The organism is Citrobacter sp. Cm038, assembly GCF_030333105.1.
GTDB classification, from domain to species: Bacteria; Pseudomonadota; Gammaproteobacteria; order Enterobacterales; family Enterobacteriaceae; genus Citrobacter; species Citrobacter murliniae.
Genome location: NZ_JAOWGO010000022.1, coordinates 869,348 through 896,108, shown reverse-complemented (window position 1 = coordinate 896,108; position 26,761 = coordinate 869,348). Strand labels below are relative to the sequence as shown.

At 50.4% G+C, this 26,761-nt stretch carries 24 protein-coding genes; 10 read left to right on the top strand and 14 right to left on the bottom strand.

The features are described from left to right. The first annotated feature begins 152 nt into the window (after positions 1-152). From xanQ to ghxQ, 3 genes are read left to right on the top strand one after another with little or no spacing between them, the layout of a single operon-like run. Complete coding sequence (xanQ, locus tag OGY01_RS15575) at positions 153-1,553, top strand: xanthine/proton symporter XanQ (protein WP_045447215.1); 1,401 nt, start codon at positions 153-155, stop codon at positions 1,551-1,553. A gap of 17 nt (positions 1,554-1,570) precedes the next feature. Next, entirely contained in the window at positions 1,571-2,887 is a 1,317-nt protein-coding gene (gene guaD, locus OGY01_RS15570; RefSeq protein WP_045447218.1) for a guanine deaminase, read from the top strand. 35 nt (positions 2,888-2,922) lie between these two features. Next, positions 2,923-4,290, top strand: a complete 1,368-nt coding sequence (ghxQ, locus tag OGY01_RS15565) for a guanine/hypoxanthine transporter GhxQ (protein WP_045447221.1) — start codon at positions 2,923-2,925, stop codon at positions 4,288-4,290. Positions 4,291-4,325: 35 nt separating this feature from the next. Here ghxQ and OGY01_RS15560 read toward each other — a convergent pair whose 3' ends face one another. Continuing rightward, complete coding sequence (locus tag OGY01_RS15560) at positions 4,326-4,814, bottom strand: 4Fe-4S dicluster domain-containing protein (protein ID WP_045447224.1); 489 nt, start codon at positions 4,812-4,814, stop codon at positions 4,326-4,328. Further along, positions 4,811-6,733, bottom strand: coding sequence for a formate-dependent uric acid utilization protein YgfT (ygfT, locus tag OGY01_RS15555; RefSeq protein ID WP_286493312.1), 1,923 nt, complete (start codon positions 6,731-6,733; stop codon positions 4,811-4,813). Before ygfT ends, OGY01_RS15560 begins: the two co-directional genes overlap by 4 nt. 434 nt (positions 6,734-7,167) lie before the next feature. On the opposite strand from ygfT, the gene uacT reads away from it, so the two are divergent. The 3 genes from uacT to idi all read left to right on the top strand — a co-directional run bounded on the left by uacT (position 7,168) and on the right by idi (position 9,414). Then, complete coding sequence (uacT, locus tag OGY01_RS15550) at positions 7,168-8,616, top strand: urate/proton symporter UacT (RefSeq protein ID WP_045447229.1); 1,449 nt, start codon at positions 7,168-7,170, stop codon at positions 8,614-8,616. A gap of 1 nt (position 8,617) precedes the next feature. Next, complete coding sequence (gene yqfG / locus OGY01_RS15545; RefSeq protein ID WP_136345252.1) at positions 8,618-8,743, top strand: protein YqfG; 126 nt, start codon at positions 8,618-8,620, stop codon at positions 8,741-8,743. Positions 8,744-8,865: 122 nt separating this feature from the next. Then, positions 8,866-9,414, top strand: a complete 549-nt coding sequence (gene idi, locus OGY01_RS15540; RefSeq protein ID WP_286493311.1) for an isopentenyl-diphosphate Delta-isomerase — start codon at positions 8,866-8,868, stop codon at positions 9,412-9,414. A 43-nt stretch (positions 9,415-9,457) separates the two neighbouring features. Here the strand turns inward: idi and lysS are convergent, their stop codons facing one another. The 5 genes from lysS to xerD form a co-directional block, all read right to left on the bottom strand. Further along, positions 9,458-10,975 (bottom strand): lysine--tRNA ligase, encoded by a 1,518-nt coding sequence (lysS, locus tag OGY01_RS15535; RefSeq protein WP_045447234.1) that lies wholly within the window; start codon positions 10,973-10,975, stop codon positions 9,458-9,460. Positions 10,976-10,984: 9 nt separating this feature from the next. Then, a protein-coding gene (gene prfB, locus OGY01_RS15530) for a peptide chain release factor 2 (protein WP_136345251.1) occupies positions 10,985-12,083 on the bottom strand; the annotation gives its coding sequence in 2 pieces (ribosomal slippage) (positions 10,985-12,007 and positions 12,009-12,083; 1,098 coding nt in all). 90 nt (positions 12,084-12,173) lie between these two features. Beyond that, complete coding sequence (gene recJ / locus OGY01_RS15525) at positions 12,174-13,907, bottom strand: single-stranded-DNA-specific exonuclease RecJ (protein WP_200009962.1); 1,734 nt, start codon at positions 13,905-13,907, stop codon at positions 12,174-12,176. A gap of 5 nt (positions 13,908-13,912) precedes the next feature. Then, entirely contained in the window at positions 13,913-14,626 is a 714-nt protein-coding gene (gene dsbC, locus OGY01_RS15520; protein ID WP_045447244.1) for a bifunctional protein-disulfide isomerase/oxidoreductase DsbC, read from the bottom strand. Positions 14,627-14,649: 23 nt separating this feature from the next. Then, on the bottom strand, positions 14,650-15,546 hold the full coding sequence (gene xerD / locus OGY01_RS15515; protein ID WP_045447247.1) for a site-specific tyrosine recombinase XerD: 897 nt from the start codon (positions 15,544-15,546) through the stop codon (positions 14,650-14,652). 113 nt (positions 15,547-15,659) lie between these two features. Here xerD and fldB point away from each other — a divergent pair, with 113 nt between their 5' ends. After that, the gene (gene fldB, locus OGY01_RS15510) at positions 15,660-16,181 is read left to right on the top strand and encodes a flavodoxin FldB (RefSeq protein WP_045447250.1); all 522 of its coding nucleotides are present in this window, start codon (positions 15,660-15,662) and stop codon (positions 16,179-16,181) included. A gap of 45 nt (positions 16,182-16,226) precedes the next feature. Here fldB and OGY01_RS15505 read toward each other — a convergent pair whose 3' ends face one another. Together OGY01_RS15505 and sdhE are read right to left on the bottom strand one after the other, a co-directional pair. Next, positions 16,227-16,634, bottom strand: coding sequence for a protein YgfX (locus OGY01_RS15505; RefSeq protein WP_045447253.1), 408 nt, complete (start codon positions 16,632-16,634; stop codon positions 16,227-16,229). Further along, on the bottom strand, positions 16,615-16,881 hold the full coding sequence (gene sdhE / locus OGY01_RS15500; RefSeq protein WP_045447256.1) for an FAD assembly factor SdhE: 267 nt from the start codon (positions 16,879-16,881) through the stop codon (positions 16,615-16,617). The genes OGY01_RS15505 and sdhE overlap by 20 nt, the downstream gene beginning before the upstream one ends. Before the next feature lie 256 nt (positions 16,882-17,137). Here sdhE and ygfZ point away from each other — a divergent pair, with 256 nt between their 5' ends. After that, on the top strand, positions 17,138-18,118 hold the full coding sequence (ygfZ, locus tag OGY01_RS15495; protein ID WP_045447259.1) for a tRNA-modifying protein YgfZ: 981 nt from the start codon (positions 17,138-17,140) through the stop codon (positions 18,116-18,118). A gap of 78 nt (positions 18,119-18,196) precedes the next feature. Here the strand turns inward: ygfZ and trhA are convergent, their stop codons facing one another. Further along, complete coding sequence (gene trhA, locus OGY01_RS15490; RefSeq protein WP_045447262.1) at positions 18,197-18,856, bottom strand: PAQR family membrane homeostasis protein TrhA; 660 nt, start codon at positions 18,854-18,856, stop codon at positions 18,197-18,199. A 163-nt stretch (positions 18,857-19,019) separates the two neighbouring features. After that, the gene (gene yqfB / locus OGY01_RS15485; protein WP_045447266.1) at positions 19,020-19,331 is read right to left on the bottom strand and encodes a N(4)-acetylcytidine aminohydrolase; all 312 of its coding nucleotides are present in this window, start codon (positions 19,329-19,331) and stop codon (positions 19,020-19,022) included. A 51-nt stretch (positions 19,332-19,382) separates the two neighbouring features. Here yqfB and OGY01_RS15480 point away from each other — a divergent pair, with 51 nt between their 5' ends. Both OGY01_RS15480 and bglA read left to right on the top strand, forming a co-directional pair. Then, positions 19,383-20,111 (top strand): MurR/RpiR family transcriptional regulator, encoded by a 729-nt coding sequence (locus OGY01_RS15480; RefSeq protein WP_045449772.1) that lies wholly within the window; start codon positions 19,383-19,385, stop codon positions 20,109-20,111. A 120-nt stretch (positions 20,112-20,231) separates the two neighbouring features. After that, entirely contained in the window at positions 20,232-21,665 is a 1,434-nt protein-coding gene (gene bglA / locus OGY01_RS15475; protein ID WP_286493309.1) for a 6-phospho-beta-glucosidase BglA, read from the top strand. Positions 21,666-21,724: 59 nt separating this feature from the next. Here the strand turns inward: bglA and OGY01_RS15470 are convergent, their stop codons facing one another. The 3 genes from OGY01_RS15470 to gcvP all read right to left on the bottom strand — a co-directional run bounded on the left by OGY01_RS15470 (position 21,725) and on the right by gcvP (position 26,724). Continuing rightward, the gene (locus OGY01_RS15470) at positions 21,725-22,627 is read right to left on the bottom strand and encodes a transporter (protein WP_286493398.1); all 903 of its coding nucleotides are present in this window, start codon (positions 22,625-22,627) and stop codon (positions 21,725-21,727) included. 407 nt (positions 22,628-23,034) lie between these two features. Beyond that, positions 23,035-23,778 (bottom strand): SDR family oxidoreductase, encoded by a 744-nt coding sequence (locus OGY01_RS15465; protein ID WP_045447275.1) that lies wholly within the window; start codon positions 23,776-23,778, stop codon positions 23,035-23,037. Positions 23,779-23,850: 72 nt separating this feature from the next. Then, positions 23,851-26,724 carry an aminomethyl-transferring glycine dehydrogenase gene (gcvP, locus tag OGY01_RS15460; RefSeq protein ID WP_048220595.1) on the bottom strand — a complete coding sequence of 958 codons (2,874 nt, stop codon included), beginning with the start codon at positions 26,722-26,724 and terminating at the stop codon, positions 23,851-23,853. Positions 26,725-26,761: the final 37 nt, after the last annotated feature.

Genomic DNA, 26,761 nt, shown 5'->3' with positions numbered 1-26,761 from the left:
CGCTCCGGCGGCCAGTTTCCCTGTTTTATAGATAACTAAATAGTGACTGCGAAAATGAGATAAGCCGTTCTCAAGGCGTCCTGCGCCCCAAATTCGTGGGAATTTATTTTACTGATTCAGATGATCAAATTTACTTTAAAAGGAGTGAAGGGATGTCTGATATAAACCGTGCAGGCTCCGACCTTATATTTGAACTGGAGGACCGCCCTCCCTTTCATCAGGCAATCATTGGCGCAATTACTCATCTACTGGCAATTTTCGTTCCGATGGTGACACCCGCGCTAATTGTGGGTGCGGCATTACAGCTTTCCGTAGAAACCACTGCCTATCTGGTTTCCATGGCGATGATCGCTTCCGGCATTGGCACCTGGTTACAGGTAAACCGTTATGGCATCGTGGGTTCCGGTTTACTCTCCATTCAGTCAGTCAATTTTTCATTTGTTACGGTCATGATTGCTCTGGGCAGCAGCATGAAAAGCGACGGTTTCCACGAAGAATTAATCATGTCGTCGCTACTTGGCGTCTCCTTCGTGGGCGCATTTCTCGTGGTCGGTGCTTCATTTATTCTCCCTTATTTACGCAGAGTGATTACTCCCACCGTCAGCGGTGTCGTCGTGTTGATGATTGGCTTAAGTCTGATTAAAGTCGGCATCATTGATTTTGGTGGCGGCTTTGCCGCCAAAAGTAGCGGCACGTTCGGCAGTTACGAACATCTTGGCGTCGGATTGCTGGTTCTGATTGTGGTTATCGGTTTTAACTGCTGCCGCAGTCCGCTTCTGCGCATGGGCGGTATCGCCATTGGTTTATGCGTTGGCTATATCGTTTCGTTATGCCTGGGCATGGTTGATTTCAGCAGCATGCGCAATCTGCCGCTCATCACCATCCCACATCCATTCAAATACGGATTTAGTTTCAGCTTTCATCAGTTCCTGGTTGTCGGCACGATTTATCTACTTAGCGTGCTGGAAGCGGTAGGCGATATCACCGCCACAGCGATGGTTTCCCGCCGCCCAATTCAGGGGGAGGAATATCAGTCGCGTCTGAAAGGAGGCGTGCTGGCGGATGGACTAGTCTCTGTCATTGCCTCCGCGGTCGGTTCATTGCCATTAACCACCTTTGCACAGAACAACGGCGTGATTCAGATGACTGGCGTCGCCTCACGTTATATTGGACGGAGCATCGCGATAATGCTGGTGATCCTCGGGTTATTTCCAATGATCGGCGGCTTCTTCACCACTATTCCCTCAGCGGTTCTGGGTGGCGCAATGACGCTGATGTTTTCCATGATTGCAATTGCCGGTATCCGCATCATTATCACCAACGGATTAAAACGACGTGAAACATTGATCGTCGCTACCTCTTTGGGTTTGGGTCTTGGCGTTTCATATGACCCCGAAATTTTTAAAATCTTACCCGCCTCTATTTATGTATTAGTTGAAAATCCTATTTGTGCCGGAGGGTTAACCGCAATTGTTTTAAATATCATTCTCCCAGGAGGCTACCGACAAGAAAACGTTTTGCCAGGTATTCCCTCAGCGGAAGAGATGGATTAACAGTAAAGGAGTTAATGATGTCAGGCGAACACACGTTAAAAGCAGTTCGAGGCAGTTTTATTGATGTCACCCGTACGGTTGATAACCCGGAAGAGATTTCCTCTGCGTTGCGATTTATCGAAGATGGATTGTTACTGATTCGCCAGGGGAAAGTGGCATGGTTTGGCGAGTGGGAAGAGGGAAAATATCAAATCCCTGACTCCATTCGTGTCCGCGACTATCGCGGCAAGCTGGTAGTCCCGGGCTTTGTCGACACGCATATCCATTATCCGCAGAGTGAAATGATCGGCGCCTATGGCGAGCAGTTGCTGGAATGGCTGAACAAACACACCTTCCCCACCGAGCGTCGTTATGAAGATTTAGAATACGCACGCGAAATGTCGGCGTTCTTCATCAAGCAGTTATTACGTAACGGCACTACCACGGCGCTGGTGTTTGGTACTGTTCATTCGCAGTCGGTGGATGCATTGTTTGAAACCGCGAGTCATATCAATATGCGAATGATTGCCGGCAAGGTAATGATGGATCGCAACGCGCCAGATTATCTACTCGACACGGCAGAAAGCAGCTATCAGCAAAGTAAGGAGCTAATCGAACGCTGGCACAAAAATGGCCGCCTGCTGTATGCCATTACGCCACGTTTCGCCCCCACCTCAACGCCCGAACAGATGGCGATGGCACAACGCCTGAAAGAAGAGTATCCCGATACGTGGGTACATACTCATCTGTGTGAAAACAAAGATGAAATTGCCTGGGTGAAATCACTTTATCCTGAACACGATGGCTACCTGGATGTTTATCATCAGTACGGTCTGACAGGTAAAAACTGCGTCTTTGCTCACTGCGTCCATCTGGAAGAAAAAGAGTGGGACCGCCTGAGCGAAACCAAATCCAGTATCGCTTTCTGTCCGACCTCCAACCTTTATCTTGGCAGCGGCTTATTCAATCTACAAAAAGCATGGCAGAAAAAAGTGAAAGTCGGCATGGGAACTGATATTGGCGCAGGAACCACCTTCAACATGCTGCAGACGCTGAACGAAGCGTACAAAGTGTTGCAGTTACAGGGGTATCGCCTCTCAGCTTATGAAGCGTTTTATCTTGCCACCCTGGGCGGTGCGAAATCATTGGGGCTCGACAACCTGATCGGCAACTTTATGCCAGGTAAAGAAGCCGATTTCGTGGTGATGGAACCGACAGCAACGCCGCTTCAGCAACTGCGCTATGACAACTCTGTTTCTTTAGTCGACAAATTGTTCGTGATGATGACGTTGGGCGATGACCGTTCTATATACCGCACCTACGTTGATGGTCGTCTGGTGTACGAACGCAACTAATAATAAAACCTTAACATCCTCGTGAGGACATCATTATGTCTGGAGACATCCTACAAACACCGGACGCACCAAAGCCCCAAGGCGCGTTGGATAATTATTTTAAAATTACAGCTCGTGGCAGTACCGTTCGTCAGGAAGTGCTGGCGGGTTTGACCACCTTTCTGGCCATGGTTTATTCCGTTATCGTGGTTCCCGGCATGCTAGGAAAAGCGGGGTTTCCTCCTGCGGCAGTTTTTGTCGCCACCTGTCTGGTCGCAGGTTTCGGCTCCCTGTTGATGGGGTTATGGGCTAATTTGCCGATGGCGATTGGCTGCGCCATTTCACTTACCGCATTTACCGCATTTAGCCTGGTGCTCGGGCAACAAATTAGCGTGCCTGTCGCGCTGGGCGCGGTCTTTCTGATGGGCCTCATCTTCACCGCCATCTCCGTAACGGGTATTCGTACCTGGATATTGCGTAATTTACCAATGGGTATTGCACACGGTACAGGTATCGGTATTGGTCTGTTCCTGCTGCTGATTGCCGCCAACGGCGTCGGTATGGTCATCAAAAATCCGATTGAAGGCTTACCTGTGGCGCTTGGTACGTTTACCTCTTTCCCGGTGCTGATGAGTTTGCTGGGATTAGCGGTTATCTTCGGTCTGGAAAAGCGCCGCGTTCCAGGCGGGATCTTGCTGGTCATTATCACCATCTCGATCATTGGCTTAATTTTCGATCCAACGGTGAAATACCACGGTCTGGTAGCCATGCCCAGCCTGACTGGCGAAGATGGAAAATCCCTTATATTCAGCCTTGATATTATCGGTGCGCTTCAGCCAACCGTGCTCCCGAGTGTACTGGCACTGGTGATGACCGCAGTGTTCGATGCCACTGGCACCATCCGTGCGGTTGCTGGTCAGGCAAATCTTCTGGATAAAGACAATCAGATTATTAACGGAGGTAAAGCACTAACCAGCGATTCAGTAAGCTCGATATTTTCAGGCCTGGTAGGCGCAGCCCCGGCAGCTGTCTATATCGAATCTGCGGCTGGGACTGCTGCCGGTGGCAAGACAGGTCTGACAGCGACTGTTGTAGGCTTTCTATTCCTGTTGATTCTGTTCTTATCACCGTTGTCGTTTCTGATCCCCGGTTATGCCACAGCCCCCGCACTGATGTACGTTGGTCTGCTGATGTTAAGTAACGTCTCGAAACTGGACTTCAATGACTTTATTGATGCTATGGCAGGACTGGTTTGCGCGGTATTCATCGTCCTGACCTGCAATATCGTTACCGGTATTATGCTGGGCTTTGTAACGCTGGTGGTGGGCCGCGTATTTGCGCGCGAATGGCACAAACTGAATATCGGTACTGTTATCATTACCGTCGCCCTGGTCGTGTTTTACGCAGGTGGTTGGGCAATCTAAGAGAAGCTCCGCGCCATACAAGCGCGGGGGTTTTATCAGAGAAGATTCTCGCCGCTGGCAGCAATACGCTGCTGGCGGATCCGCTTAAGTTCTCCCTCCGTCATCAACTGTAACGCCTGTGTCGGGCAGGACTCGACACAGGCAGGCCCTTCAACCCGATGTTCGCAAAGATCGCATTTCACGATCAATGGACGTACATTTCCCGGCAACATCTGAATGGTGATCATGCCAAACGGGCATGCACAGGCACAACTCTGACAACCAATACAACGGTCGGCGTTTGCCTCCACTAGCTGCTCCCCCATGGTCAGCGCCTGTACCGGGCAAGCCCCTACACACGGCGCATTTTCACACTGGTGACACATCACCGGTGCGCTTACGCTATCCAGACGCTGTACCTTTAAGCGCGGTAGAAAAAAACTGGCATTCAACTCCAGTTCTAACGGATGAGCAACCACGCAAGCCACTTCGCAAGTACGGCAACCAATGCAGTCATTTTGATTGACAATAATTAACGATTTCATTGCGATGCCTTCGTATCAAACATAGCTAACATATCGCGCGCCGCCTGCCTTCCTGCCGCCATTGCGGTGACCACCAGGTCTGCGCCATGAACGGCATCACCCCCCGCAAAGACTTTTTTCAGATGCGTTTGGGTAGATAAATGTCCCGCGTCGCCGGCTTTAATCAGGCCATATTTATCGAGTTTAATACCGCTACCTTGCAACCACGGCATCGCATGCGCCTGAAAACCAAATGCCATAATCAGGACATCGGCGGGCAGCTCAAATTCAGAACCAGCCACCGGGCAAGGACGACGTCGACCATCTGGCCCCGGTTCTCCCATTGCGGTGCGGATCAAACCAACCGCAGTTAAGTGCCCGTCATCATCACAGGCGATATATTGCGGCTGAACATTAAACTGGAATTCAACCCCTTCTTCGCGTGCATTGACTACCTCTTTGCGGGAACCAGGCATACTGACTTCATCACGACGATAAGCACAAATCACGCTGGCGGCATTCAGACGAATGGAGGTACGCAGGCAATCCATTGTCGTATCTCCGCCACCCAGCACCACAACCCGTTTACCTGCAACATCCGTCTGCGGATACTCTTCAGATTCAGGCAGCCCCATCAACTGGCGGGTATGCGCAGTAAGGAACGGCAATGCCTGAATCACACCGGGTGCATCTTCATTCGGCAACTCCGCACGCATCATGCCGTAAGTACCAACACCAAGGAAAACGGCATCATATTCCGCCGTTAAATCGCTAAAGGAAATGTCGCGGCCAATTTCACAGTTGAGATGAAAGTCGATCCCCATCGCCGTGAAAATCTCCCGCCGTTGGCTTAATACCGTTTTGTCCAGCTTGAAGGACGGAATACCAAAAGTCAGCATACCGCCGATTTCGGGATGCCGATCAAACACATCCGCATGCACGCCAGCACGCGCAAGAATATCGGCACAGCCCAGCCCTGCGGGCCCTGCGCCAATCACCGCCACTCTTTCCATGCGAGGTATAACCTGGCTGACATCGGGGCGCCAGCCCATCGCCAGCGCGGTATCAGTGATGTAACGTTCCAGATTACCGATAGAGACTGCGCCGGTGTGATCTTTCAACGTACATGCCCCTTCACAAAGCCGGTCCTGTGGGCATACCCTGCCACAGATTTCTGGCAAGGAGCTGGTCTGGTGGCAACGTTCTGCCGCTTCGATAATCCGTCCTTGTTGCACCAGTCGAATGTAGTCTGGAATGGCGTTATGCAGCGGACAATGCCAGTTACAGTTAGCTTTTTCGGCGCACCAGACACAGCGGTCACTTTCATAAGCAGCTTGTTGTTGATCCAGCCCACAATAAATTTCGCCAAAGTGCGTTTTCCGCTCGCTCGCTGAAATTTTATCTGCACCTTTGCGCGGATTAACAGGGAGTAACGCCGCGCGGCGGGATGATTGTAGTTCCTCTGCTGCTTTTCCCTCTGCGGCTCTACGCTGACGCCTCATTTTTATCTGCTGTAACCCTTTGCCATCCATCAGCCGTAACGCCTGCGTTGGGCAAACTTCAACACAAGCTTGCGCGCCAGAATCTCGCTGAAAACAAAGGTCGCATTTCAATGCGACCACGTTATTCATCTCAATGACACCAAAGGGGCAAGCGATTGCGCATCTTTTACAACCAATACACTTTTGTTCATCCAGCTGTACGCTATCTGGTTGAAAAGTTAGAGCATTAACGGGACAAGCCGTAACGCAAGGGGCATTATTGCAATGATGGCAAGCAACGGGATTTGCGGCCAGTCCTTTCCCAACAACATGGAGACGAGGTCGAAAATCACTCTGACTCTGTGGCCAGTTTTCATGATTATGCGCCACCGCACAGGCAATTTCGCAGGCATGACAGCCTATACATTCCGCAGCATCAGCAGCGATAAACTTATTCATTCGTATCCCTTTCACTTGATGAGTTTTTGTCTTCTCAAATGTTGCGATGCAATAAACGGGCATATATTAGGTAGCGTATCTGTATTAATTGCAATTTTGGAACTTAGATCAAATTATTGCTCCGCAATCTATGCCGCTTTCATTAATTGATCATCGTAACCAAAAATAGGGACTTCAGGATTAAAAGTAATAAATGCGAGAGCTCGGTATGCCAGAATGATTAAAGAAATATCAATATGAGAAAATTAGAGATAATTTCACTACCCATTTATTTTCTCATCTATTCTGTTTAACTACGATTATGTGATTACCTCCGCATTTCCACCTTATAACCTCGCCTCCTCGCTAAAACTGGCATCCCACGAGCATGTCTTTATTCAGTTTTATGAAGGTAAACGGTTGCTTTTTAATTTGGCGAGCTTAAGGAGAGACGCATGAGCGCCATAGATTCTCAACCTCCCTCATCTTCAGGGCTAGAGCGCCCCACTGATGAAGTTGACCGCATATTATCACCAGGAAAGCTGATCATACTCGGTCTGCAACACGTGCTTGTTATGTATGCAGGTGCGGTCGCTGTACCGCTGATGATTGGCGACAGGCTTGGCCTCTCCAAAGAGGCTATCGCAATGCTCATAAGCTCCGATCTCTTTTGCTGCGGTATCGTCACATTGTTGCAATGTATCGGCATCGGTCGTTTTATGGGCATTCGCCTGCCCGTCATTATGTCGGTAACCTTCGCTGCCGTGACACCGATGATTGCCATCGGGATGAACCCAGATATTGGTCTGCTGGGGATTTTTGGCGCGACCATCGCAGCGGGTTTTATCACCACATTATTAGCACCGCTCATCGGCCGCTTAATGCCATTGTTCCCACCGCTGGTTACTGGTGTGGTAATTACCTCTATCGGTCTTAGTATCATTCAGGTTGGCATTGACTGGGCCGCAGGCGGTAAAGGTAATCCGCAATATGGTAATCCCGTCTATTTGGGGATCTCCTTCGCCGTTTTAATTTTCATCTTGCTCATCACTCGCTATGCGAAAGGATTTATGTCCAACGTCGCCGTATTACTGGGGATTGTATTTGGTTTTTTCCTGTCGTGGATGATGAACGAAGTTAATCTGTCCGGATTATATGATGCGTCGTGGTTCGCGATTGTCACGCCAATGTCGTTTGGCATACCGGTGTTCGATCCCGTCTCTATTCTGACCATGACCGCTGTGTTAATCATCGTGTTTATTGAGTCTATGGGGATGTTCCTGGCCCTGGGGGAAATCGTCGGTCGAAAACTCTCTTCACAAGATATTATTCGCGGGCTGCGCGTAGATGGCGTCGGGACAATGATTGGAGGTACGTTTAACAGCTTTCCGCATACTTCATTTTCGCAAAACGTCGGTTTGGTCAGCGTAACGCGCGTTCATAGCCGCTGGGTGTGCATTGCTTCTGGCATCATTTTGATGTTATTCGGCATGGTGCCAAAAATGGCGGTGCTGGTGGCTTCTATTCCGCAATTCGTTCTTGGCGGCGCGGGGCTGGTGATGTTCGGCATGGTGCTGGCAACCGGGATTCGTATTCTGTCGCGTTGTAACTACACCACCAACCGTTACAACTTGTATATCGTCGCAATCAGTCTTGGCGTGGGTATGACCCCGACACTTTCTCATGACTTCTTTTCTAAGCTGCCGGCCGTACTGCAGCCCTTATTACATAGCGGCATTATGTTGGCAACCTTTAGCGCCGTTGTACTGAACGTCTTCTTTAATGGCTACCAGCATCATGCCGATCTGGTTAAGGAATCTGTTACTGATAAAAATTTGAAAGTCAGAACAGTCCGTATGTGGCTTCTGATGCGCAAGCTAAAGAAAAATGAGCATGGAGAATGATATGAATCTTTTAATACGCGCAATATTCAGTCTGCTGTTGCTCTTTCTGATTTCTATTCCTGTCATTTCTGACTGCGTTGCAATGGCCATTGAAAGCCGTTTCAAATATATGATGCTGCTTTTTTAATTACCTTTCCTTGTCGGCATCCGCATTGCTACCGTCGGATGCCGATAAACACTCACATGGTTAATCATTTCACTCTTCTGTTATCTATAATGACGAGTGACTAGAATTAAATGTGAGAAATCATGCAAACGGAACATGTCATTTTGCTGAATGTAAAGGGAATTCCCTCGGGTACGCTGGAAAAATATACCGCGCACACGGCTGATACCCCATTACATCTGGCATTTTCATGCTGGCTTTTTAACCGTGAAGGCCAACTATTAGTAACCCGCCGCGCATTGAGTAAAAAAGCGTGGCCCGGCGTGTGGACCAACTCGGTTTGCGGTCACCCACAGCAGGGAGAAAGTAATGAGGAGGCGGTGATCCGTCGTTGTCGCTTTGAGCTGGGTGTGGAAATAACGCCTCCCGTGTCGATCTATCCTGATTTCCATTACCGCGCCACCGACCCGAATGGCATCGTCGAAAACGAAGTGTGCCCGGTTTTTGCCGCACGAATTACCAGTGAATTGCTGCCAAACAGTGATGAAGTGATGGATTATCAATGGTGCAATTTATCGTGTGTTTTGCGTGGAATTGATGCTACGCCATGGGCGTTCAGTCCGTGGATGGTAATGCAGGCGACGAATAGCGAAGCGAGAAATATGTTGTCTTCTTTCGCGCAGCAAAAGTAAAAAACCCCGACAAATGCCGGGGTTGCGTGCTTTCGCGTAATGCTTATTTTACCGGACGCATAGCCGGGAACAGGATCACGTCGCGAATGGTGTGGCTGTTAGTAAACAGCATAACCATACGGTCAATACCAATACCCAGGCCAGCTGTCGGCGGCAGACCGTGTTCCAGAGCGGTTACGTAGTCTTCATCGTAGAACATCGCTTCGTCATCACCAGCATCTTTGGCGTTAACCTGATCCTGGAAACGCTGCGCCTGATCTTCTGCATCATTCAGCTCGCTGAAGCCGTTACCGATTTCACGTCCACCAATGAAGAATTCGAAGCGGTCAGTGATTTCCGGGTTTTCGTCGTTACGACGCGCCAGCGGAGACACTTCTGCCGGATACTCAGTAATGAAGGTCGGTTGAATCAGATGCGCTTCCGCAACTTCTTCAAAGATCTCAGTTACGATACGACCCAGGCCCCAGCTCTTCTCAACCTTGATACCGATAGATTCAGCAATAGCTTTAGCTGAGTCGAAGTTGTCCAGATCCGCCATATTGGTTTCCGGGCGGTATTTCTGAATCGCTTCGCGCATGGTCAGTTTTTCGAATGGTTTACCAAAGTCGAAAACTTCATCGCCGTAAGGCACTTCAGTCGTACCCAGAACGTCCTGTGCCAGCGTACGGAACAGAGATTCGGTCAGTTCGATCAGATCTTTATAGTCCGCATAAGCCATGTAGAGTTCCATCATGGTGAACTCTGGGTTATGGCGAACGGAGATCCCTTCGTTACGGAAGTTACGGTTAATTTCGAACACACGCTCAAAGCCGCCAACCACCAGACGCTTGAGGTACAGTTCCGGCGCAATACGCAGGTACATGTCCAGATCAAGCGCATTATGATGGGTGATGAACGGACGCGCTGCGGCACCGCCTGGGATCACCTGCATCATCGGAGTTTCAACTTCCATAAAGCCGCGACCAACCATGAACTGACGAATGCCCGCCATGATCTGTGAACGCACTTTAAAAGTATTGCGGGATTCATCGTTGGAGATGAGATCCAGGTAACGCTGACGATAACGCGCTTCCTGATCCTGCAAGCCGTGGAATTTATCCGGCAGCGGACGCAGAGCTTTGGTCAGCAAACGCAGTTCGGTGCAATGAATAGACAGTTCACCAGTTTTAGTCTTGAACAACTTACCTTTCGCACCGAGGATGTCGCCCAGATCCCACTTTTTGAACTGCTCATTGTAGACGCCTTCCGGAAGATCGTCGCGTGCAACGTACAGCTGAATACGCCCACCAACGTCCTGCAGCGTAACAAAGGATGCTTTACCCATAATGCGGCGGGTCATCATACGACCAGCAACAGATACCTCGATGTTCAGCGCTTCCAGCTCTTCGTTTTCTTTCGCGTCGAAGTCAGCGTGCAGTTGGTCTGAGGTATGATCGCGACGGAAATCGTTCGGGAACGGGATCCCCTGCTCGCGCAGGTTGGCCAGCTTCTCACGGCGCGTTTTCAGTTCATTGTTAAGGTCGGCTACCGCGTCAGCGCCCTGTGCGTGTTGTTCAGACATTTTGGTTCCTCATAACCCTGCTTTCAAACTTGCTTCGATAAATTGATCCAGGCTGCCATCCAGCACCGCCTGCGTGTTACGGGTTTCAACCCCGGTACGCAGGTCTTTGATGCGGGAGTCATCAAGGACATAAGAACGAATCTGGCTACCCCAGCCGATATCGGACTTGGTGTCTTCCATCGCCTGTTTCTCGGCATTCTTCTTCTGCATTTCCAGTTCATAAAGCTTTGCTTTCATTTGCTTCATGGCCTGGTCTTTGTTCTTGTGCTGGGAACGGTCGTTTTGGCACTGCGTCACTATCCCGGTAGGGATGTGGGTGATACGCACCGCAGATTCCGTACGGTTAACGTGCTGACCGCCCGCACCGGAGGCACGATACACGTCAATACGCAGATCCGCCGGATTGATGTCGATATCGATATCATCGTCGACTTCCGGATATACAAATGCAGAGCTGAACGACGTATGGCGGCGACCGCCGGAATCGAACGGACTTTTACGTACCAGACGATGCACACCGGTTTCAGTACGCAGCCAGCCGTAAGCGTAATCGCCAGCAATTCTGATGGTCACGGATTTAATACCCGCCACTTCACCTTCAGATTCTTCAATAATTTCTGTTTTAAAGCCGCGTGCTTCAGCCCAACGCAGATACATACGCATCAGCATGCTTGCCCAGTCCTGGGCTTCAGTACCACCAGAGCCAGCCTGAATATCGAGATAGCAGTCGGCACTGTCGTATTCGCCGGAGAACATGCGGCGGAATTCCAGCTGCGCCAGTTTATCTTCCAGCGTATCGAGTTCAGCAACGGCTTCGTTAAAGGTTTCTTCGTCGTCGGCTTCTACAGCCAGCTCCAGCAGGCCGGAAACATCTTCCAGGCCCTGGCTCATCTGGTCGAGCGTGTCGACAATGGCCTCAAGGGAGGAACGTTCTTTGCCCAGCGCCTGAGCGCGATCTGGTTCGTTCCAGACGTCTGGCTGTTCCAGCTCGGCGTTTACTTCTTCCAGACGCTCTTTCTTGGCATCATAGTCAAAGATACCCCCTAAGAACGTCAGAGCGCTCCGTGAGGTCCTGAATGCGGTTATTTACCGGATTAATTTCAAACATGGTCTGATTTCTTTTATTGGACTAGTCAAAATGCGGTGATAAGAGCGGGATTGTACCCAATCCACGCTCTTTTTTATAGAGAAGATGACGCTAAATTGGCCAGATATTATCGATGATGATTTGCAGGCTTCGGTTACCGCGAAACTCGTTGATATCCAGCTTATAGGCAAGCGTAACTTCACGAACGCCGTTGTCCGGCCAGCAACTGGTATCAACATTAAACGCAATACCGTCGAGCAGTGGCCCTCCGTCAACGGGTTCCACCATCACCTTCAAATGACGCTCGCCGACCAGGCGTTGCTGAAGCAAGCGAAAACGCCCGTCAAACAGCGGCTCCGGGAACATTTGTCCCCACGGTCCGGCATCACGCAACATTTGCGCGACCTCCATGGTCATTTCCGCTGCACTCAACGGGCCATCCGACACGACTTCCCCCTGCAGTAAAGCTGGGTCGAGCCATTCAGTCACCAGCTCACCAAAGCGCTGCTGGAAACGTTCAAACTGTGCTTCCTCCAGCGATAAACCAGCCGCCATAGCGTGGCCGCCAAACTTAAGGATCATGCCCGGATAGAGAGTATCCAGCCGCTCCAGCGCATCACGCATGTGCAGTCCCTGAATTGACCGACCAGAACCTTTAAGCGTGCCGTCACCGGCAGGAGCAAAGGCGATTACCGGACGATGAAAACGCTCTTTTATGCGCGATGCCAGAATCCCTACCACACCCTGATGCCACTCAGGATGATACATTGCCAATCCACCGGGCAACGCCTCACGACTACGCTCAAGCTTCTCGCACAACGTCAGCGCTTCCGTCTGCATACCCTGCTCAATTTCTTTTCGCGTCTGGTTGAGTGCATCCAGTTCATTGGCAAGCACTCGCGCCTCGCCAATGTTATCGCACAGCAATAGTGCAACACCGACGGACATATCATCCAACCGACCAGCCGCATTCAGGCGTGGACCCAGCGCAAAACCTAAATCGCTGGCGGCCAGCTTTTGCGGATCGCGGTTCGAAATCTCAAGCAGCGCCTTAATACCAGGACGACATTTTCCTGCGCGAATACGGCTTAACCCTTGCCACGTCAGGATGCGGTTATTCGCGTCCAACGGCACAACGTCGGCAACCGTGCCTAATGCCACCAGATCAAGCAAATCCGCCAGGTTTGGTGGTGCGATACCGCGTTCATCAAACCAACCTTTATCACGCAGGAAGGTGCGCAGTGCCAGCATCAGGTAAAAGGCAACACCAACACCCGCCAGCGATTTCGACGGGAATTCACAGTCGTGCAGGTTAGGGTTGATGATGGCTTCTGCATCCGGCAGGGTATCTCCAGGCAGGTGGTGATCGGTCACCACCACCGGTATCTTCAACGTTCTGGCATGTTCAACACCAGCGTGGGAGGAGATGCCATTGTCGACAGTCACAATCAGTTGGGCGCCCCGGGCATGAGCCTGATCCACCACTTCCGGGCTTAAACCATAACCGTCTTCAAAGCGGTTGGGCACCAGGTAGTCAATGTTGCTACAGCCTAATGCACGCATAGCCAGGATGCTCAGCGCCGTACTGGTCGCGCCATCAGCGTCGAAATCCCCCACTACAATAATGCGAGTTCCCTCGCGAAATGCGTTATAGAGGATCTCAACCGCTTTTTCGACGCCGTTCAAATGCTGCCACGGCAACATCCCTTTCACGCTACGCTCAAGCTCCTGGGCACTGCGTACACCACGACTGGCGTACAAACGACGTAGCAAAGGCGGTAATTCTGCAGGCAGTTCGGCTGTCTCGTCGGCTTCACGTCGACGAAGTTGTATCTGTTGTTTCACGCGAATTATTTACCGCTGGTCTGTTTTTGGTGCGCATCCAGGAACGCTTTCATCTCTTTTGGTCCCTGGTAGCCTGGAACAACATAGCCGTTGCTCAGGACAATCGCCGGAGTTCCACTCACGCCAAACTGCACGCCCAGCGCGTAATGGTTAGCAATATCCACATCGCAGGTCGCCGGTTTCACACTCTTGCCTGCCATAGCATCATCAAAGGCTTTGTTTTTGTCTTGCGCGCACCAGATAGACTTCATGTCCTGCTCGGCCTGGCTCTCCAGTCCCTGACGCGGGAAGGCCAGATAGCGCACGGTGATCCCCAGCGCATTGTAGTCTTTCATCTCTTCATGCAGCTTGTGGCAGTAGCCGCAGGTGATGTCGGTGAAAATGGTGATAACGTGTTTTTCCTGCGGCGCTTTATAGACGATCATCTCTTTTTCCAGCGCGTTCAGATGTTTCATCAGCAGCTGATTGGTGACGTTCACCGGACTTGCGCCACTTACGTCGTACATCGGTCCCTGAATAATATGCTTACCGTCTTCAGTGACGTACAGCACACCACTGTTGGTCAGTACGGTTTTCATTCCCGCAACTGGGGCGGGCTGAATTTCGGTGCTTTGTACGCCCAGCTTAGTTAATGACTGGCGAATCGCCGCATCGTCTGCATGCACCATGCCTGAAAACGCCGTAGCCAGCAGGGTGAGCATCATAAAACGTTTTTTCATAACCTATCCTTTCCTGTCAGCACTCACGCTCGCGGGTGATGCTGTTGATGTAATTGACGCAAGCGCTCCGTTGCGACATGAGTATAAATCTGTGTGGTTGAGAGATCGCTATGCCCAAGCAGCATCTGCACCACGCGCAAGTCAGCGCCATGGTTGAGCAAATGCGTAGCAAAAGCATGCCGCAACACATGTGGTGACAGCTTTTCGCTGTCTATCCCCGCTAACACAGCATAGTGTTTAATACGATGCCAAAAGGTCTGACGGGTCATTTGTTGTGCACGCTGGCTGGGAAATAACACGTCAATCGAGACGCCATTCAGCAACCACGGACGACCATGTTCCAGATAAGTTTCCAGCCAGTACACAGCCTCTTCACCCAGTGGTACGAGCCGCTCTTTGTTACCTTTACCGATCACGCGCACCACGCCCTGACGTAAGCTAACATCACTCATTGTCAGCCCCACCAGTTCTGAAACGCGCAAACCCGTCGCATACAATACTTCCAGCATGGCTTTATCACGTAGCTCCAGCGGCTGTTCAATCAGCGGAGCCTGCAACAACCGTTCTACCTGTGCTTCACTGAGATCTTTCGGCAGACGCTGCGGCAGTTTAGGTGAGGCGAGCGAGGCGCTGGGATCATCGTCGCGAAATTTTTCGCGGTACAAATGCTGAAAAAAACGCCGCATTGCACTCAATAATCGCGCGGAACTGGTGGCTTTATACCCGCCATCCATCCGCTCGGCCAGCAGTGCCTGCAGGTCATCACTTTGCGCTGTCGCCAACGATACACCACGATGGTGTAGCCATTCGACAAGCATGGTCAGATCGCGACGATACGCACTTAACGTATTCTCCGCCAGATTTCGTTCCAGCCACAGGGCATCAAGAAATTGCTCGATGCGCGCCAGATCCTGTTCCACTCGCGCCCCTTATATCATTCTCACTTTTGATGCATTATGCCTCATTGTGCCGCGATTGCGGCGATTCTGATACACTACCCGCAACGCTACAGCAGAATTGAGATGTTTACGTAATGAACATGGGTCTTTTTTACGGTTCCAGCACGTGCTACACCGAAATGGCAGCAGAAAAAATCCGCGATATCCTTGGTCCCGAGCTGGTGACATTACACAACCTCAAGGATGATTCCCCGACCTTAATGGAGCAGTACGACGTGCTCATTTTGGGTATCCCAACCTGGGATTTCGGTGAAATTCAGGAGGACTGGGAAGCGGTCTGGGATCAGTTGGATAACCTCAACCTGGAAGGCAAAATTGTCGCGCTTTACGGCATGGGAGATCAACTGGGGTACGGCGAATGGTTCCTGGATGCGCTGGGTATGCTGCATGATAAACTCGTCACCAAAGGCGTAAAGTTTGTCGGCTATTGGCCAACAGAGGGCTATGAATTCACCAGCGATAAACCCGTCATTGCCGATGGGCAGTTGTTTGTTGGTTTAGCGTTGGATGAAACCAACCAGTACGATCTCAGCGATGAACGTATCCAGGCCTGGTGTGAACAAATTCTCGGAGAAATGGCCGAGCACTGGTCCTGAGTTGCTTCTGACTGACGGTTAAGGTCTGTAGCCTTACCGTCAGTGTTATTTCTGCGGCGCCTGTTGCAACATTAACCGCCGTAAATCCCGCCACTCAGCGTCATCCATACTGTCCGCCGCCAGCCACAGATGCTGACGTTTTCCGGCCTCTGAACGCAATCGCAACATCATGCCTGTTTTAATCATCCAGGGTGCGCTGACGATAGTCCACTCTTGCCCTTGCCAGCGTAGACGACCATCCATCAAGAGTCTGATCTCTCCCTGACAGGCGTTAATACGACGCTGGCTGCGCACGCTGTCGAACACTACAAGAGAGAGCAACACCAGCCATAATGGGGTGTAGCTCAATGGCCAGGGCATCAATAAAATAAGCACCGCGACCAGCCCGTGAATAAGTAACGAAAGCCACTGTGCGCGCCATGAAACGCGTAAATCAGATTGCCACTGGACCACGTTCCCGATTCCGTGTCTGGATGAGCCGTACCATCTGCTCCAGCTGTGGATCAGCCGGTTTCCCATGATTCATCAACCAATTAAATAAATCCGGGTCATCACATTCCAGCAGACGGATAAAGATCCGTTTTTCGTCGTCACTCAAGTTGTCATACTCGTGTTCGAAAAACGGCATAATTGAAATGTCCAACTCACGCATGCCGCGACGGCATGCCCAATGAATACGTGCTTTGTTGTTAATATCCATGTTCTTCTCTCTGTCTCACGAAAACGAAGTACTCGGCTATTGTAACGTGTTTTTCACGCTCTTTTGCGGGAATATCAGTAATCGGAAGCACGAACGCAAAATAAAACCACATTAAGTTAAAGGGTTCACCATTTTTGGATGTCTCTTCGCAAAGCTTAATATATGGCACAAATAGGGTGTTTAAACCGCTTGCAATGGGCTATAGCTCTTTTACCATTAGTCATTATTACTGCGTTAAGCAAATCAGGACATTATTATGGCTTTTACATCTTTTCCTCCTCGCCAGCCTTGTGCGTCAACTCGTTTGCCTCTGACGCTGATGACGCTTGATGACTGGGCTCTCGCCACCATTACGGGTGCCGACAGTGAGAAGTATATTCAGGGTCAAGTCACTGCGGATGTCAGCCAGTTGACCGAGCACCAGCATGTGCTGGCAGCTCATTGTGATGCCAAAGGCAAAATGTGGAGCAACCTACGTTTGTTCCGTCACGGTGACGGATTTGCGTGGCTTGAACGCCGCAGTCTGCGCGACACTCAGCTTACTGAGCTGAAAAAATACGCCGTTTTCTCCAAAGTGGTGATTGCCCCTGACGACGAGCGCGTTCTGCTGGGCGTCGCTGGGTTCCAGGCACGTGCAGCGCTGACCGGCCTCTTTAATGAACTACCGGGCAGCGATAAACAGGTAATTACCGAAGGCACATCCACGGTATTATGGTTCGAACATCCAGCCGAACGTTTCCTGCTGATCGTCGATGTCGCAACGGCAGAAATGCTCGTCGAGAAACTTCGCGGCGAAGCAGAGTTAAATAACAGTCAACAGTGGCTGGCGCTGGATATCGAAGCAGGAATTGCGGTGATTGATTCCGTCAACAGCGGGCAGTTTATTCCGCAGGCTACTAATCTACAGGCTCTGGGTGGGATCAGCTTTAAAAAAGGCTGTTATACCGGCCAGGAGATGGTCGCCCGTGCGAAATTCCGCGGCGCCAACAAACGCGCGCTTTGGTCGCTGGCAGGCGCCGCCAGTCGGGTGCCGGAAGCCGGTGAAGACCTGGAACTAAAAATGGGTGAAAACTGGCGCCGTACGGGTACCGTTCTCGCTGCGGTGCAACTGGCAGATGGTCAGTTGTTGGTACAGGTTGTGATGAATAACGACATGGAAGCCGACAGCGTGTTCCGCGTTCGTGACGACGCCAAAACATTGCATATTGTACCGCTGCCGTATTCGCTGGAAGAATAAAAGAATAATGCCTGCTGGCACGCAGACTTATGGCCTACTATCCCGTAGGCCAGATGTGGCGTTAGCGGCCATCCGGCATTAAGCCTGCCCCACGTACAAGTAAATTGCCAGGAAGTGGCAAACGCTGCCCCCCAGCACAAACCCGTGCCAGATAGCATGGTTGTATGGGATACGTTTGCAGACGTAGAAAATGACGCCCAACGAATAAATCACACCGCCAACCGCCAACAACGTCACGCCGCCTACCGCCAGTTTTATCGCCAGTTGATATACCACAATCAGTGATAGCCAGCCCATTGTCAGGTAGGTCACCAGAGACAGGATCTTAAACCGGTGGGCGATGGTCAGTTTGAACAAAATACCGAGCAGAGCAAGGCTCCAGATAACAACCATCAGCCCTCGCGCCAGCGGTGAATCCAGGCCCACCAGCAGAAATGGCGTATAGGTCCCGGCGATCAGCAGATAAATAGCGCAGTGGTCGAATTTTTTCAGCCAGACCTTCGCTCTCTGATGCGGAACCGCGTGATACAAGGTTGAGGCGAGGAACAGCAGGATCATACTGCCGCCATACAGGCTATAGCTGGTAATGGCCATAGCGCTGGCATTGGTATCCACCGCCTGAACCAGCAACAGCACCAGTCCAACGATCCCAAACACCAGCCCGATACCGTGACTGATGCTGTTGGCTATTTCCTCAGCCAGCGAATATCCCTGCGCGATTAATGGTTTCTGAACCATAAGTTACTCCGGAGAAACGAACACTTTCGTGATTGCGCCTCTAGCGTAACTGAGAATGGTTCCAGTGAACACCTGTTAGCTAAAATATTTACCAGATAATAAATAATTAATATAAATCATATAATTAGTTTTTATTTTTCAGCTAACAGCCGTACCAAAATACTCAAAGGCATTTAAAATCAATCACATAAAATTGCGTTTGATGCGGATAGATCTCTGCAATCACGCGCTTAAGCTCATCAAGCGTCATATTTTCCTGCCGGGCATGTTTTTCCGTCAGCGTATCAAGTGTGATAGTCGATGTACCGACAACTTCGATAGTGCAGAAATAGCCGTCATCTTCGAAGCGCCCAACTCGCAGGATGTCGCCCGTTTTGAAATGTGATTCGGACTCATCGCGTATAGTGATTGTTTTGCGTCCGGCCAGAATGTCATCCTGGAAACGCTGAAAAAAAGTGATGTCATTTGGCTGCATGTTATTATCCCTGTAAATGAAGTCTGATGAGTGAGTTTTGCCATTGTGAGTATGTTCTCCCACGCCGCCATCGCCAGTCTCAACAATCTTGAGATGCTGGTCTACAACTATGTCATCAAGAACCGTGACAAAGTCATGTACATGACCATCCGCGAACTGGCCGACGCTGCTGGAGTCTCCACCACCACCGTACTGCGCTTTTGTCGCAAACTGAAGTGTGAAGGTTACTCGGAGTTCCGCGTACGCTTTAAATTATATTTAGAACAGAATGAACCACAACAGAGTAATTTTGGTGCCAGCGAAATTATCAGCTTCTTTAAAGGCGTGAATAACGACGAGTTTGATAATCTACTCAATCAAGCTGTCGATATTATATTATCTTCCGAACGTATTATATTTGTTGGCGCAGGTACCTCAGGAGCCTTAGCAAAATATGGTGCTCGTTTTTTCTCTAATGTAGGAAAATTCAGCAACCATATTGATGATCCTTATTTCCCGGTTACCAATGATATGGCCCGAAACGCACTGGCAATCGTCCTTTCCGTTTCCGGTGAAACAGAAGAGATCCTGCGTTTCGCCAGCCAGTTCAGCCTGCACAACTGTAAAGTGCTCTCTGTCACCAGCCATGAACACTCACGACTGGCGAAGCTGGCTGACTTTAATCTTTCCTGGCACGTCCCGCAGACCCGAATTGCGGGCGTATATGATATTACTACACAAATCCCCGTCATTTATATTCTGGAATCACTCGGACGAAAACTGGCGAAAAAATTAGTGTAAAAAAACAATCTGTTTTTTTGATGTAACAAATCACATTGGCGCTATTTTGTTATATCGTGACATTTATCTTTCCTTTGTTAGACTCAAAATCAGATTGTATTAATTTGAGACTGAGCGCAGATGAAAAAACTTACCTTACCGAAAGATTTTTTATGGGGCGGCGCGGTTGCGGCGCATCAGGTTGAAGGCGGCTGGAACAAAGGCGGCAAAGGGCCCAGCATTTGTGACGTACTCACCGGCGGTGCCCACGGCGTTCCGCGCGAAATCACCCGGGACGTTGTACCAGGCAAATACTATCCGAATCATGATGCGGTCGATTTTTACGGTCACTACAAAGAAGACATTAAGCTGTTTGCCGAAATGGGCTTCAAATGCTTTCGTACATCCATAGCCTGGACCCGTATATTCCCGAAAGGCGACGAAACCCAACCGAACGAAGAAGGACTGAAGTTCTACGACGACATGTTCGATGAACTGCTTAAGTACAAGATCGAGCCAGTCATTACCCTCTCCCACTTCGAAATGCCGCTACATCTGGTACAGCAATACGGTAGCTGGACCAACCGCAAAGTTGTCGATTTCTTTGTTCGGTTTGCTGAAGTCGTCTTTGAACGCTATAAGCATAAGGTCAAATACTGGATGACCTTCAATGAGATAAACAACCAGCGTAACTGGCGCGCTCCATTGTTCGGCTATTGCTGTTCAGGCGTGGTGTACACCGAGCATGAAAATCCGGAAGAAACCATGTACCAGGTACTGCATCACCAGTTTATTGCCAGTGCACTGGCGGTGAAAGCAGCGCGTCGTATCAATCCACAAATGAAAGTCGGTTGTATGCTGGCGATGGTCCCACTGTATCCTTTCTCCTGTAAGCCGGAAGATGTGATGTTCGCGCAGGAATCAATGCGTGAACGCTATGTCTTTACTGATGTTCAACTTCGCGGCTATTACCCGTCCTATGTGCTTAACGAATGGGAACGTCGTGAATTCACCATCAGAATGGAAGATGGAGATGAGCAGATCCTGCGTGAAGGCACCTGCGATTATCTTGGCTTCAGCTACTACATGACCAACGCCGTGAAAACGGAAGGCGGCAGCGGAGATGCGATTTCCGGTTTCGAAGGCAGCGTGCCTAACCCACACGTCAAAGCCTCCGACTGGGGCTGGCAGATTGATCCAGTAGGTCTGCGCTATGCTTTATGCGAATTATATGAGCGCTATCAAAAACCCCTGTTTATCGTAGAAAATGGCTTTGGCGCATACGACAAAGTAGAAGAAGACGGCAGCATTAACGACGATTACCGTATCGACTACCTACGAGCCCACGTTGAAGAGATGATGAAAGCCGTTACGTATGATGGCGTGGATCTGATGGGATACACGCCGTGGGGCTGCATCGACTGCGTCTCTTTCACGACCGGCCAATACAGCAAACGCTATGGCTTTATCTACGTGAACAAGCACGATGACGGTACCGGCGACATGTCGCGTTCGCGCAAGAAGAGTTTTAACTGGTACAAAGAAGTAATTGCCAACAACGGTGAGAAGCTTTAACCACACAGGATAAAACGTACTTACCTGCGTGATGCCAGGTAAGTACGTAAACAAAGAGATCACCAGGTTTTACCGATTTTAAATTCCCAACGTACATTTTCCATTTTGGTCGCCGATTTGGCTTCTTGCATTACAGGGAAGAATGAACCAAAACCAAGCCATACATTTATTGAATCAATAGCAACATTAAAAGAGGGGCCGATAGCCCACTCGGTGGTACCTGAATGATTATTTATCACATGGCCCGTTGAGAGTTCCCGGGTACCTGAATCATTATGGCTATATGTACTCTCCACTCCAATATCCCACGGCATTTCGCTACACATATAGCGGAGTTGGGTATTCCATTGAAACTCATTTCCACGTTTAACCTCCTGATTTCCCCGTTCAAACGGACCCTGGAATATAAAATCCATATCACCTTTAATATTCGGGGTAAAAAACGTCGTTAAAGAAACTGATGCCCGAGCACCCCACGCCCCATTACCGGGTAAATGGTTATCTCCATCCTGTCCTGTCGGTAGCAACACCGCGCCACCAACTGTTAGCCAAAATGGCGCCCCCGCCCGCTGGCTCAATAATGCATAACTCATACCAACTGACTGATCGCCTAACCCTTCTATGTGTTCGGGAGACATATTGTCGCGTCGATTGTTAATATAAGACCCAACAGTCACACCTTCGAGCCTGTCAGTAAAACCGTAACGAATTTTAAGTAGCCATATTTGTGAGTAGATATCAGGGCTTCCACTGCCTTTTATTTGATCATCCTTATCACGGAATGAACTGTTTACTGCTGTCAGTAACATTCCCTGCGGGAGTAACGCTCCTCCTGAAATTGCTGTATTAACAGGAGCACCTAACAACTTACTGGGGGGTGATGGCTTATCCATTATTTCCGCCCCCAGTGAATTCATAGATACAAAACATATTATTAATGATAATAAATTTAATCTCTTCATCATTCCTTCCTGAAATGAAAAATAAAAACACCGAAATAACTTCACAATAAATACATTTGAATCACTTATGGAATTTAATACGCTATAAATCAAAGAGGATTTAAAACCAAGCGAATTTAATGTACTGGAAATTATGCGGAAAAATTGAGATACAAATTCCGATTTAAGAGTTTATATGTTTCGCTGAAAGAGAATTTATTTACTTCCGTATCTCTGTCGCCAGATTCGGTATTTTCTCAGAGGGCTAATACTGGATGGCGTCCTTGTAAATGCAAATTATCAGGAAAACCAATTCATGGCACTGCTGGTTCAACACCTGTGGAGAACGGCAGTCCGTTGCATAAATCTACGGAACGGGTTGCGAACCTGTGTTCCGATTAGCGCAACGCCGTCCGGCAATGAACACATTACTTCCCTCCTGCCAGCTCCAGAAAACTCCCCGTAACATAAGATGCTTTCTCACTTAACAGCCAGGCGATCGCCTGAGCGACCTCTTCCGGTTGCCCGCCACGCTGCATCGGTAACATAGACTTCACACGATCAACTCTGCCTGGTTCACCGCCAGAGGCATGCATTTCGGTGTAGATAAGGCCAGGACGCACGCAATTCACACGTATCCCCTGTGCCGCCACCTCAAGTGCCAGACCGGTGGTGAGCGTATCTACCGCCCCTTTCGACGCAGCATAATCGACGTACTCAAAAGGGGCGCCAAGCCGCGATGCTGCCGAAGAGACATTAACAATTGCCCCACCCTGACCACCATGTTTTAAAGACATCCGCTTTACGGCCTCCCGACAACAGAGGAAATATCCAGTGACGTTAGTAGCCAGTACACGATTAATACGCTCGGCGGATAAGTTTTCCACAGTACTCTGTTCAAACAAAATCCCGGCATTATTCACCAGTGCAGTTAGTGGTTCTCCTTCGCGGTCGATGGCTTCAAACATCGCCATAACCTGATTTTCATTACTGATATCTGCCCGCAGGGTAAACGCCTTACCACCCGATGCGATAATGCTATTCACGACTTCTGTTGCGGCAAGAATATTGTGGTGAAAGTTAACCGCGACCGTGTAGCCCTCTTCTGCAAGTTGCCGCGCAGTGGCGCGCCCAATACCGCGACTGCCGCCTGTCACTAATGCGATTGCCATTTCGTATTCTCCAGAAATAAAAAAGCCGGGTGGCGCATGCGCTTACCCGGCCTGTCGTTCATACCTCAGGTATTACTGATATTCGCTCATCGGCACGCAGGAGCAGAACAGATTACGGTCACCGTAAACGTCATCAAGACGCTTCACTGTCGGCCAGTATTTATTCGCAACACCTGTCGGGAACACCGCTATTTCGCGGCTATAACCGTGATTCCACTCAGCAACCAGTTCGTTCTGCGTGTGCGGAGAGTTAACCAGCGGGTTATCTTCCAGTGACCACTCGCCTGCTTTCACGCGATCGATCTCTGCGCGGATTGCAAGCATCGCATTAATAAAGCGATCCAGTTCCACTTTACCTTCAGACTCCGTTGGTTCCACCATCAGCGTACCCGCCACCGGGAAAGACATAGTCGGCGCATGGAAGCCGTAGTCGATCAGGCGCTTAGCAATATCCAGTTCACTGATGCCGGTTTCTTCTTTCAGTGGGCGAATGTCGAGAATACACTCGTGCGCCACACGGCCATCGCGGCCGGTATACAGTACCGGATAGGCATCTTTCAGACGGCTGGCAATGTAGTTGGCATTCAGAATCGCCACCTGGCTCGCCTGTTTCAGACCTTCTGCCCCCATCATGCGGATATACATCCAACTGATTGGCAGAATAGATGCGCTGCCGAACGGTGCAGCAGAAACTGCGCCCTGACGGGTGAGCATACCTTCAATCTGTACAACACTGTGCCCCGGTACAAACGGTGCGAGGTGCGATTTAACACCAATTGGTCCCATACCCGGACCACCACCGCCGTGCGGAATGCAGAAGGTTTTATGCAGGTTAAGGTGCGATACATCCGCGCCGATAAAGCCCGGCGAGGTGATACCGACCTGGGCGTTCATGTTCGCGCCATCCAGGTAAACCTGACCGCCATACTGATGCACAATCTCACACACTTCACGGATGGTTTCTTCATAGACGCCGTGAGTGGACGGATAGGTCACCATAATGCAGGAGAGGTTTTCGCCCGCCTGCTCAGCTTTGGCACGCAGATCAGCCAGATCGATGTTGCCGTTTTTATCACAAGCCACTACTACCACCTGCATACCCGCCATCTGCGCGGAAGCAGGGTTAGTACCGTGAGCAGAGGCCGGGATTAGACAGATATCACGATGCCCTTCGTTACGACTTTCGTGATAATGACGAATAGCCAGCAGGCCCGCATATTCGCCCTGTGCACCGGAGTTCGGCTGCATACAAACGGCATCATAACCGGTCAGTTTTACCAGCCAGTCGGACAGCTGACCAATCATTTGCTGGTAGCCTTCCGCCTGTTCCGGGGGGCAGAACGGATGCAGTTCAGCGAATTCTGGCCAGGTAATTGGGATCATCTCGGCGGCAGCGTTCAATTTCATGGTACAGGAACCCAGCGGGATCATCGCCTGGTTCAGCGCCAGATCTTTACGCTCCAGCGAATGCATATAGCGCATCATCTCGGTTTCGCTATGGTAGCGATTAAATACCGGATGGCTCAGGATCGCATCATCGCGCAGCATGCTGTCCTGAATAGAACGGCTGTCGAGGGCCACGTCTTTATCCAGAGCATCAATGTTCAGACCGTGGCTGTCGCCCAGCAGGACACTGAACAACTGCACGACATTTTCACGGGTGGTGGTTTCGTCGAGCGTAATACCTACCGCGTTATGAATATCACTGCGCAGGTTGATTTCTGCCGCTTCAGCGCGCGCCAGTACGGCAGCTTTGTCGGTTACTTCTACGCACAGGGTGTCGAAGTAGTGTGCGTGACGCAACTTCAGCCCTTTCTGTTGCAGACCTGCCGCCAGAATATCGGTCAGGCGATGGATACGATTCGCAATGCGTTTCAGTCCAACCGGGCCATGATAAACGGCATACAGGCTGGCGATGTTTGCCAGCAGAACCTGCGAGGTACAAATGTTGGAGTTCGCTTTCTCACGGCGGATATGTTGTTCGCGAGTCTGCATCGCCATACGCAGAGCAGTGTTACCCGCTGCATCTTTCGATACGCCGATAATACGGCCTGGCATGGAGCGTTTGTATTCGTCTTTTGCCGCAAAGAATGCCGCATGCGGGCCGCCATAGCCCATCGGTACGCCAAAGCGCTGTGCAGAGCCAAACACAATGTCGGCGCCCTGTTTGCCCGGAGCAGTCAGCAGCACTAACGCCATAAAATCAGCCGCAACGCTGACCACGACTTTACGGGATTTCAGTTCAGCAATCAGTTTGCTGTAGTCGTGAACTTCACCGGTGGTACCAACCTGTTGTAACAGAACGCCAAACACATCCTGATGATCCAGCGCTTTTGCCGCATCATCAACAATGACATCAAAGCCAAAGGTTTCCGCACGGGTGCGAACCACATCCAGCGTTTGCGGATGAACATCAGAAGCGACAAAGAAACGGTTGGCATTTTTTAGTTTGCTGACGCGTTTTGCCATCGCCATAGCTTCCGCTGCGGCAGTGGCTTCATCCAGCAGAGAAGCGGAAGCCATATCCAGACCGGTCAGATCCAGCGTGACCTGCTGGAAGTTCAGCAGCGCTTCCAGACGACCCTGGGAAACTTCTGGTTGGTACGGCGTATAGGCGGTGTACCAGCCTGGGTTTTCCAGCATGTTGCGCAGAATAACTGGCGGCAATTGCACGGCGGTATAGCCCATGCCAATGTATGACGTGAAGCGCTTGTTACGTCCGGCAATGGCTTTTAATTCAGCCAGCGCAGCGTATTCGGTCGCCGCCTCGCCCACCTGCGGCGGGGTTGCAAGCTGAATGTCTTTCGGCACAATCTGGCCGATCAGCGCGTTTAACGACTCGGCGCCAACCGCATTCAGCATCTCTTGCTGCTGCGCGGCGTCCGGTCCGATGTGGCGTTCAATGAAAGCGCCGCTGTTTTCAAGCTGGCTTAACGTCTGTGTCATGGGCGATGGTTCCTGAAACGTGCAGTGAATCGTAGGT

Bases quoted from the DNA above. Each gene is read 5' to 3' on its own strand.
- xanQ (WP_045447215.1), top strand. From the start codon at position 153: ATGTCTGATATAAACCGTGCAGGCTCCGACCTTATATTTGAACTGGAG.
- guaD (WP_045447218.1), top strand. From the start codon at position 1,571: ATGTCAGGCGAACACACGTTAAAAGCAGTTCGAGGCAGTTTTATTGAT.
- ghxQ (WP_045447221.1), top strand. From the start codon at position 2,923: ATGTCTGGAGACATCCTACAAACACCGGACGCACCAAAGCCCCAAGGC.
- OGY01_RS15560 (WP_045447224.1), bottom strand. From the start codon at position 4,814: ATGAAATCGTTAATTATTGTCAATCAAAATGACTGCATTGGTTGCCGT.
- ygfT (WP_286493312.1), bottom strand. From the start codon at position 6,733: ATGAATAAGTTTATCGCTGCTGATGCTGCGGAATGTATAGGCTGTCAT.
- uacT (WP_045447229.1), top strand. From the start codon at position 7,168: ATGAGCGCCATAGATTCTCAACCTCCCTCATCTTCAGGGCTAGAGCGC.
- yqfG (WP_136345252.1), top strand. From the start codon at position 8,618: ATGAATCTTTTAATACGCGCAATATTCAGTCTGCTGTTGCTCTTTCTG.
- idi (WP_286493311.1), top strand. From the start codon at position 8,866: ATGCAAACGGAACATGTCATTTTGCTGAATGTAAAGGGAATTCCCTCG.
- lysS (WP_045447234.1), bottom strand. From the start codon at position 10,975: ATGTCTGAACAACACGCACAGGGCGCTGACGCGGTAGCCGACCTTAAC.
- dsbC (WP_045447244.1), bottom strand. From the start codon at position 14,626: ATGAAAAAACGTTTTATGATGCTCACCCTGCTGGCTACGGCGTTTTCA.
- fldB (WP_045447250.1), top strand. From the start codon at position 15,660: ATGAACATGGGTCTTTTTTACGGTTCCAGCACGTGCTACACCGAAATG.
- sdhE (WP_045447256.1), bottom strand. From the start codon at position 16,881: ATGGATATTAACAACAAAGCACGTATTCATTGGGCATGCCGTCGCGGC.
- ygfZ (WP_045447259.1), top strand. From the start codon at position 17,138: ATGGCTTTTACATCTTTTCCTCCTCGCCAGCCTTGTGCGTCAACTCGT.
- trhA (WP_045447262.1), bottom strand. From the start codon at position 18,856: ATGGTTCAGAAACCATTAATCGCGCAGGGATATTCGCTGGCTGAGGAA.
- yqfB (WP_045447266.1), bottom strand. From the start codon at position 19,331: ATGCAGCCAAATGACATCACTTTTTTTCAGCGTTTCCAGGATGACATT.
- OGY01_RS15480 (WP_045449772.1), top strand. From the start codon at position 19,383: ATGTTCTCCCACGCCGCCATCGCCAGTCTCAACAATCTTGAGATGCTG.
- bglA (WP_286493309.1), top strand. From the start codon at position 20,232: ATGAAAAAACTTACCTTACCGAAAGATTTTTTATGGGGCGGCGCGGTT.
- OGY01_RS15470 (WP_286493398.1), bottom strand. From the start codon at position 22,627: ATGAAGAGATTAAATTTATTATCATTAATAATATGTTTTGTATCTATG.
- OGY01_RS15465 (WP_045447275.1), bottom strand. From the start codon at position 23,778: ATGGCAATCGCATTAGTGACAGGCGGCAGTCGCGGTATTGGGCGCGCC.
- gcvP (WP_048220595.1), bottom strand. From the start codon at position 26,724: ATGACACAGACGTTAAGCCAGCTTGAAAACAGCGGCGCTTTCATTGAA.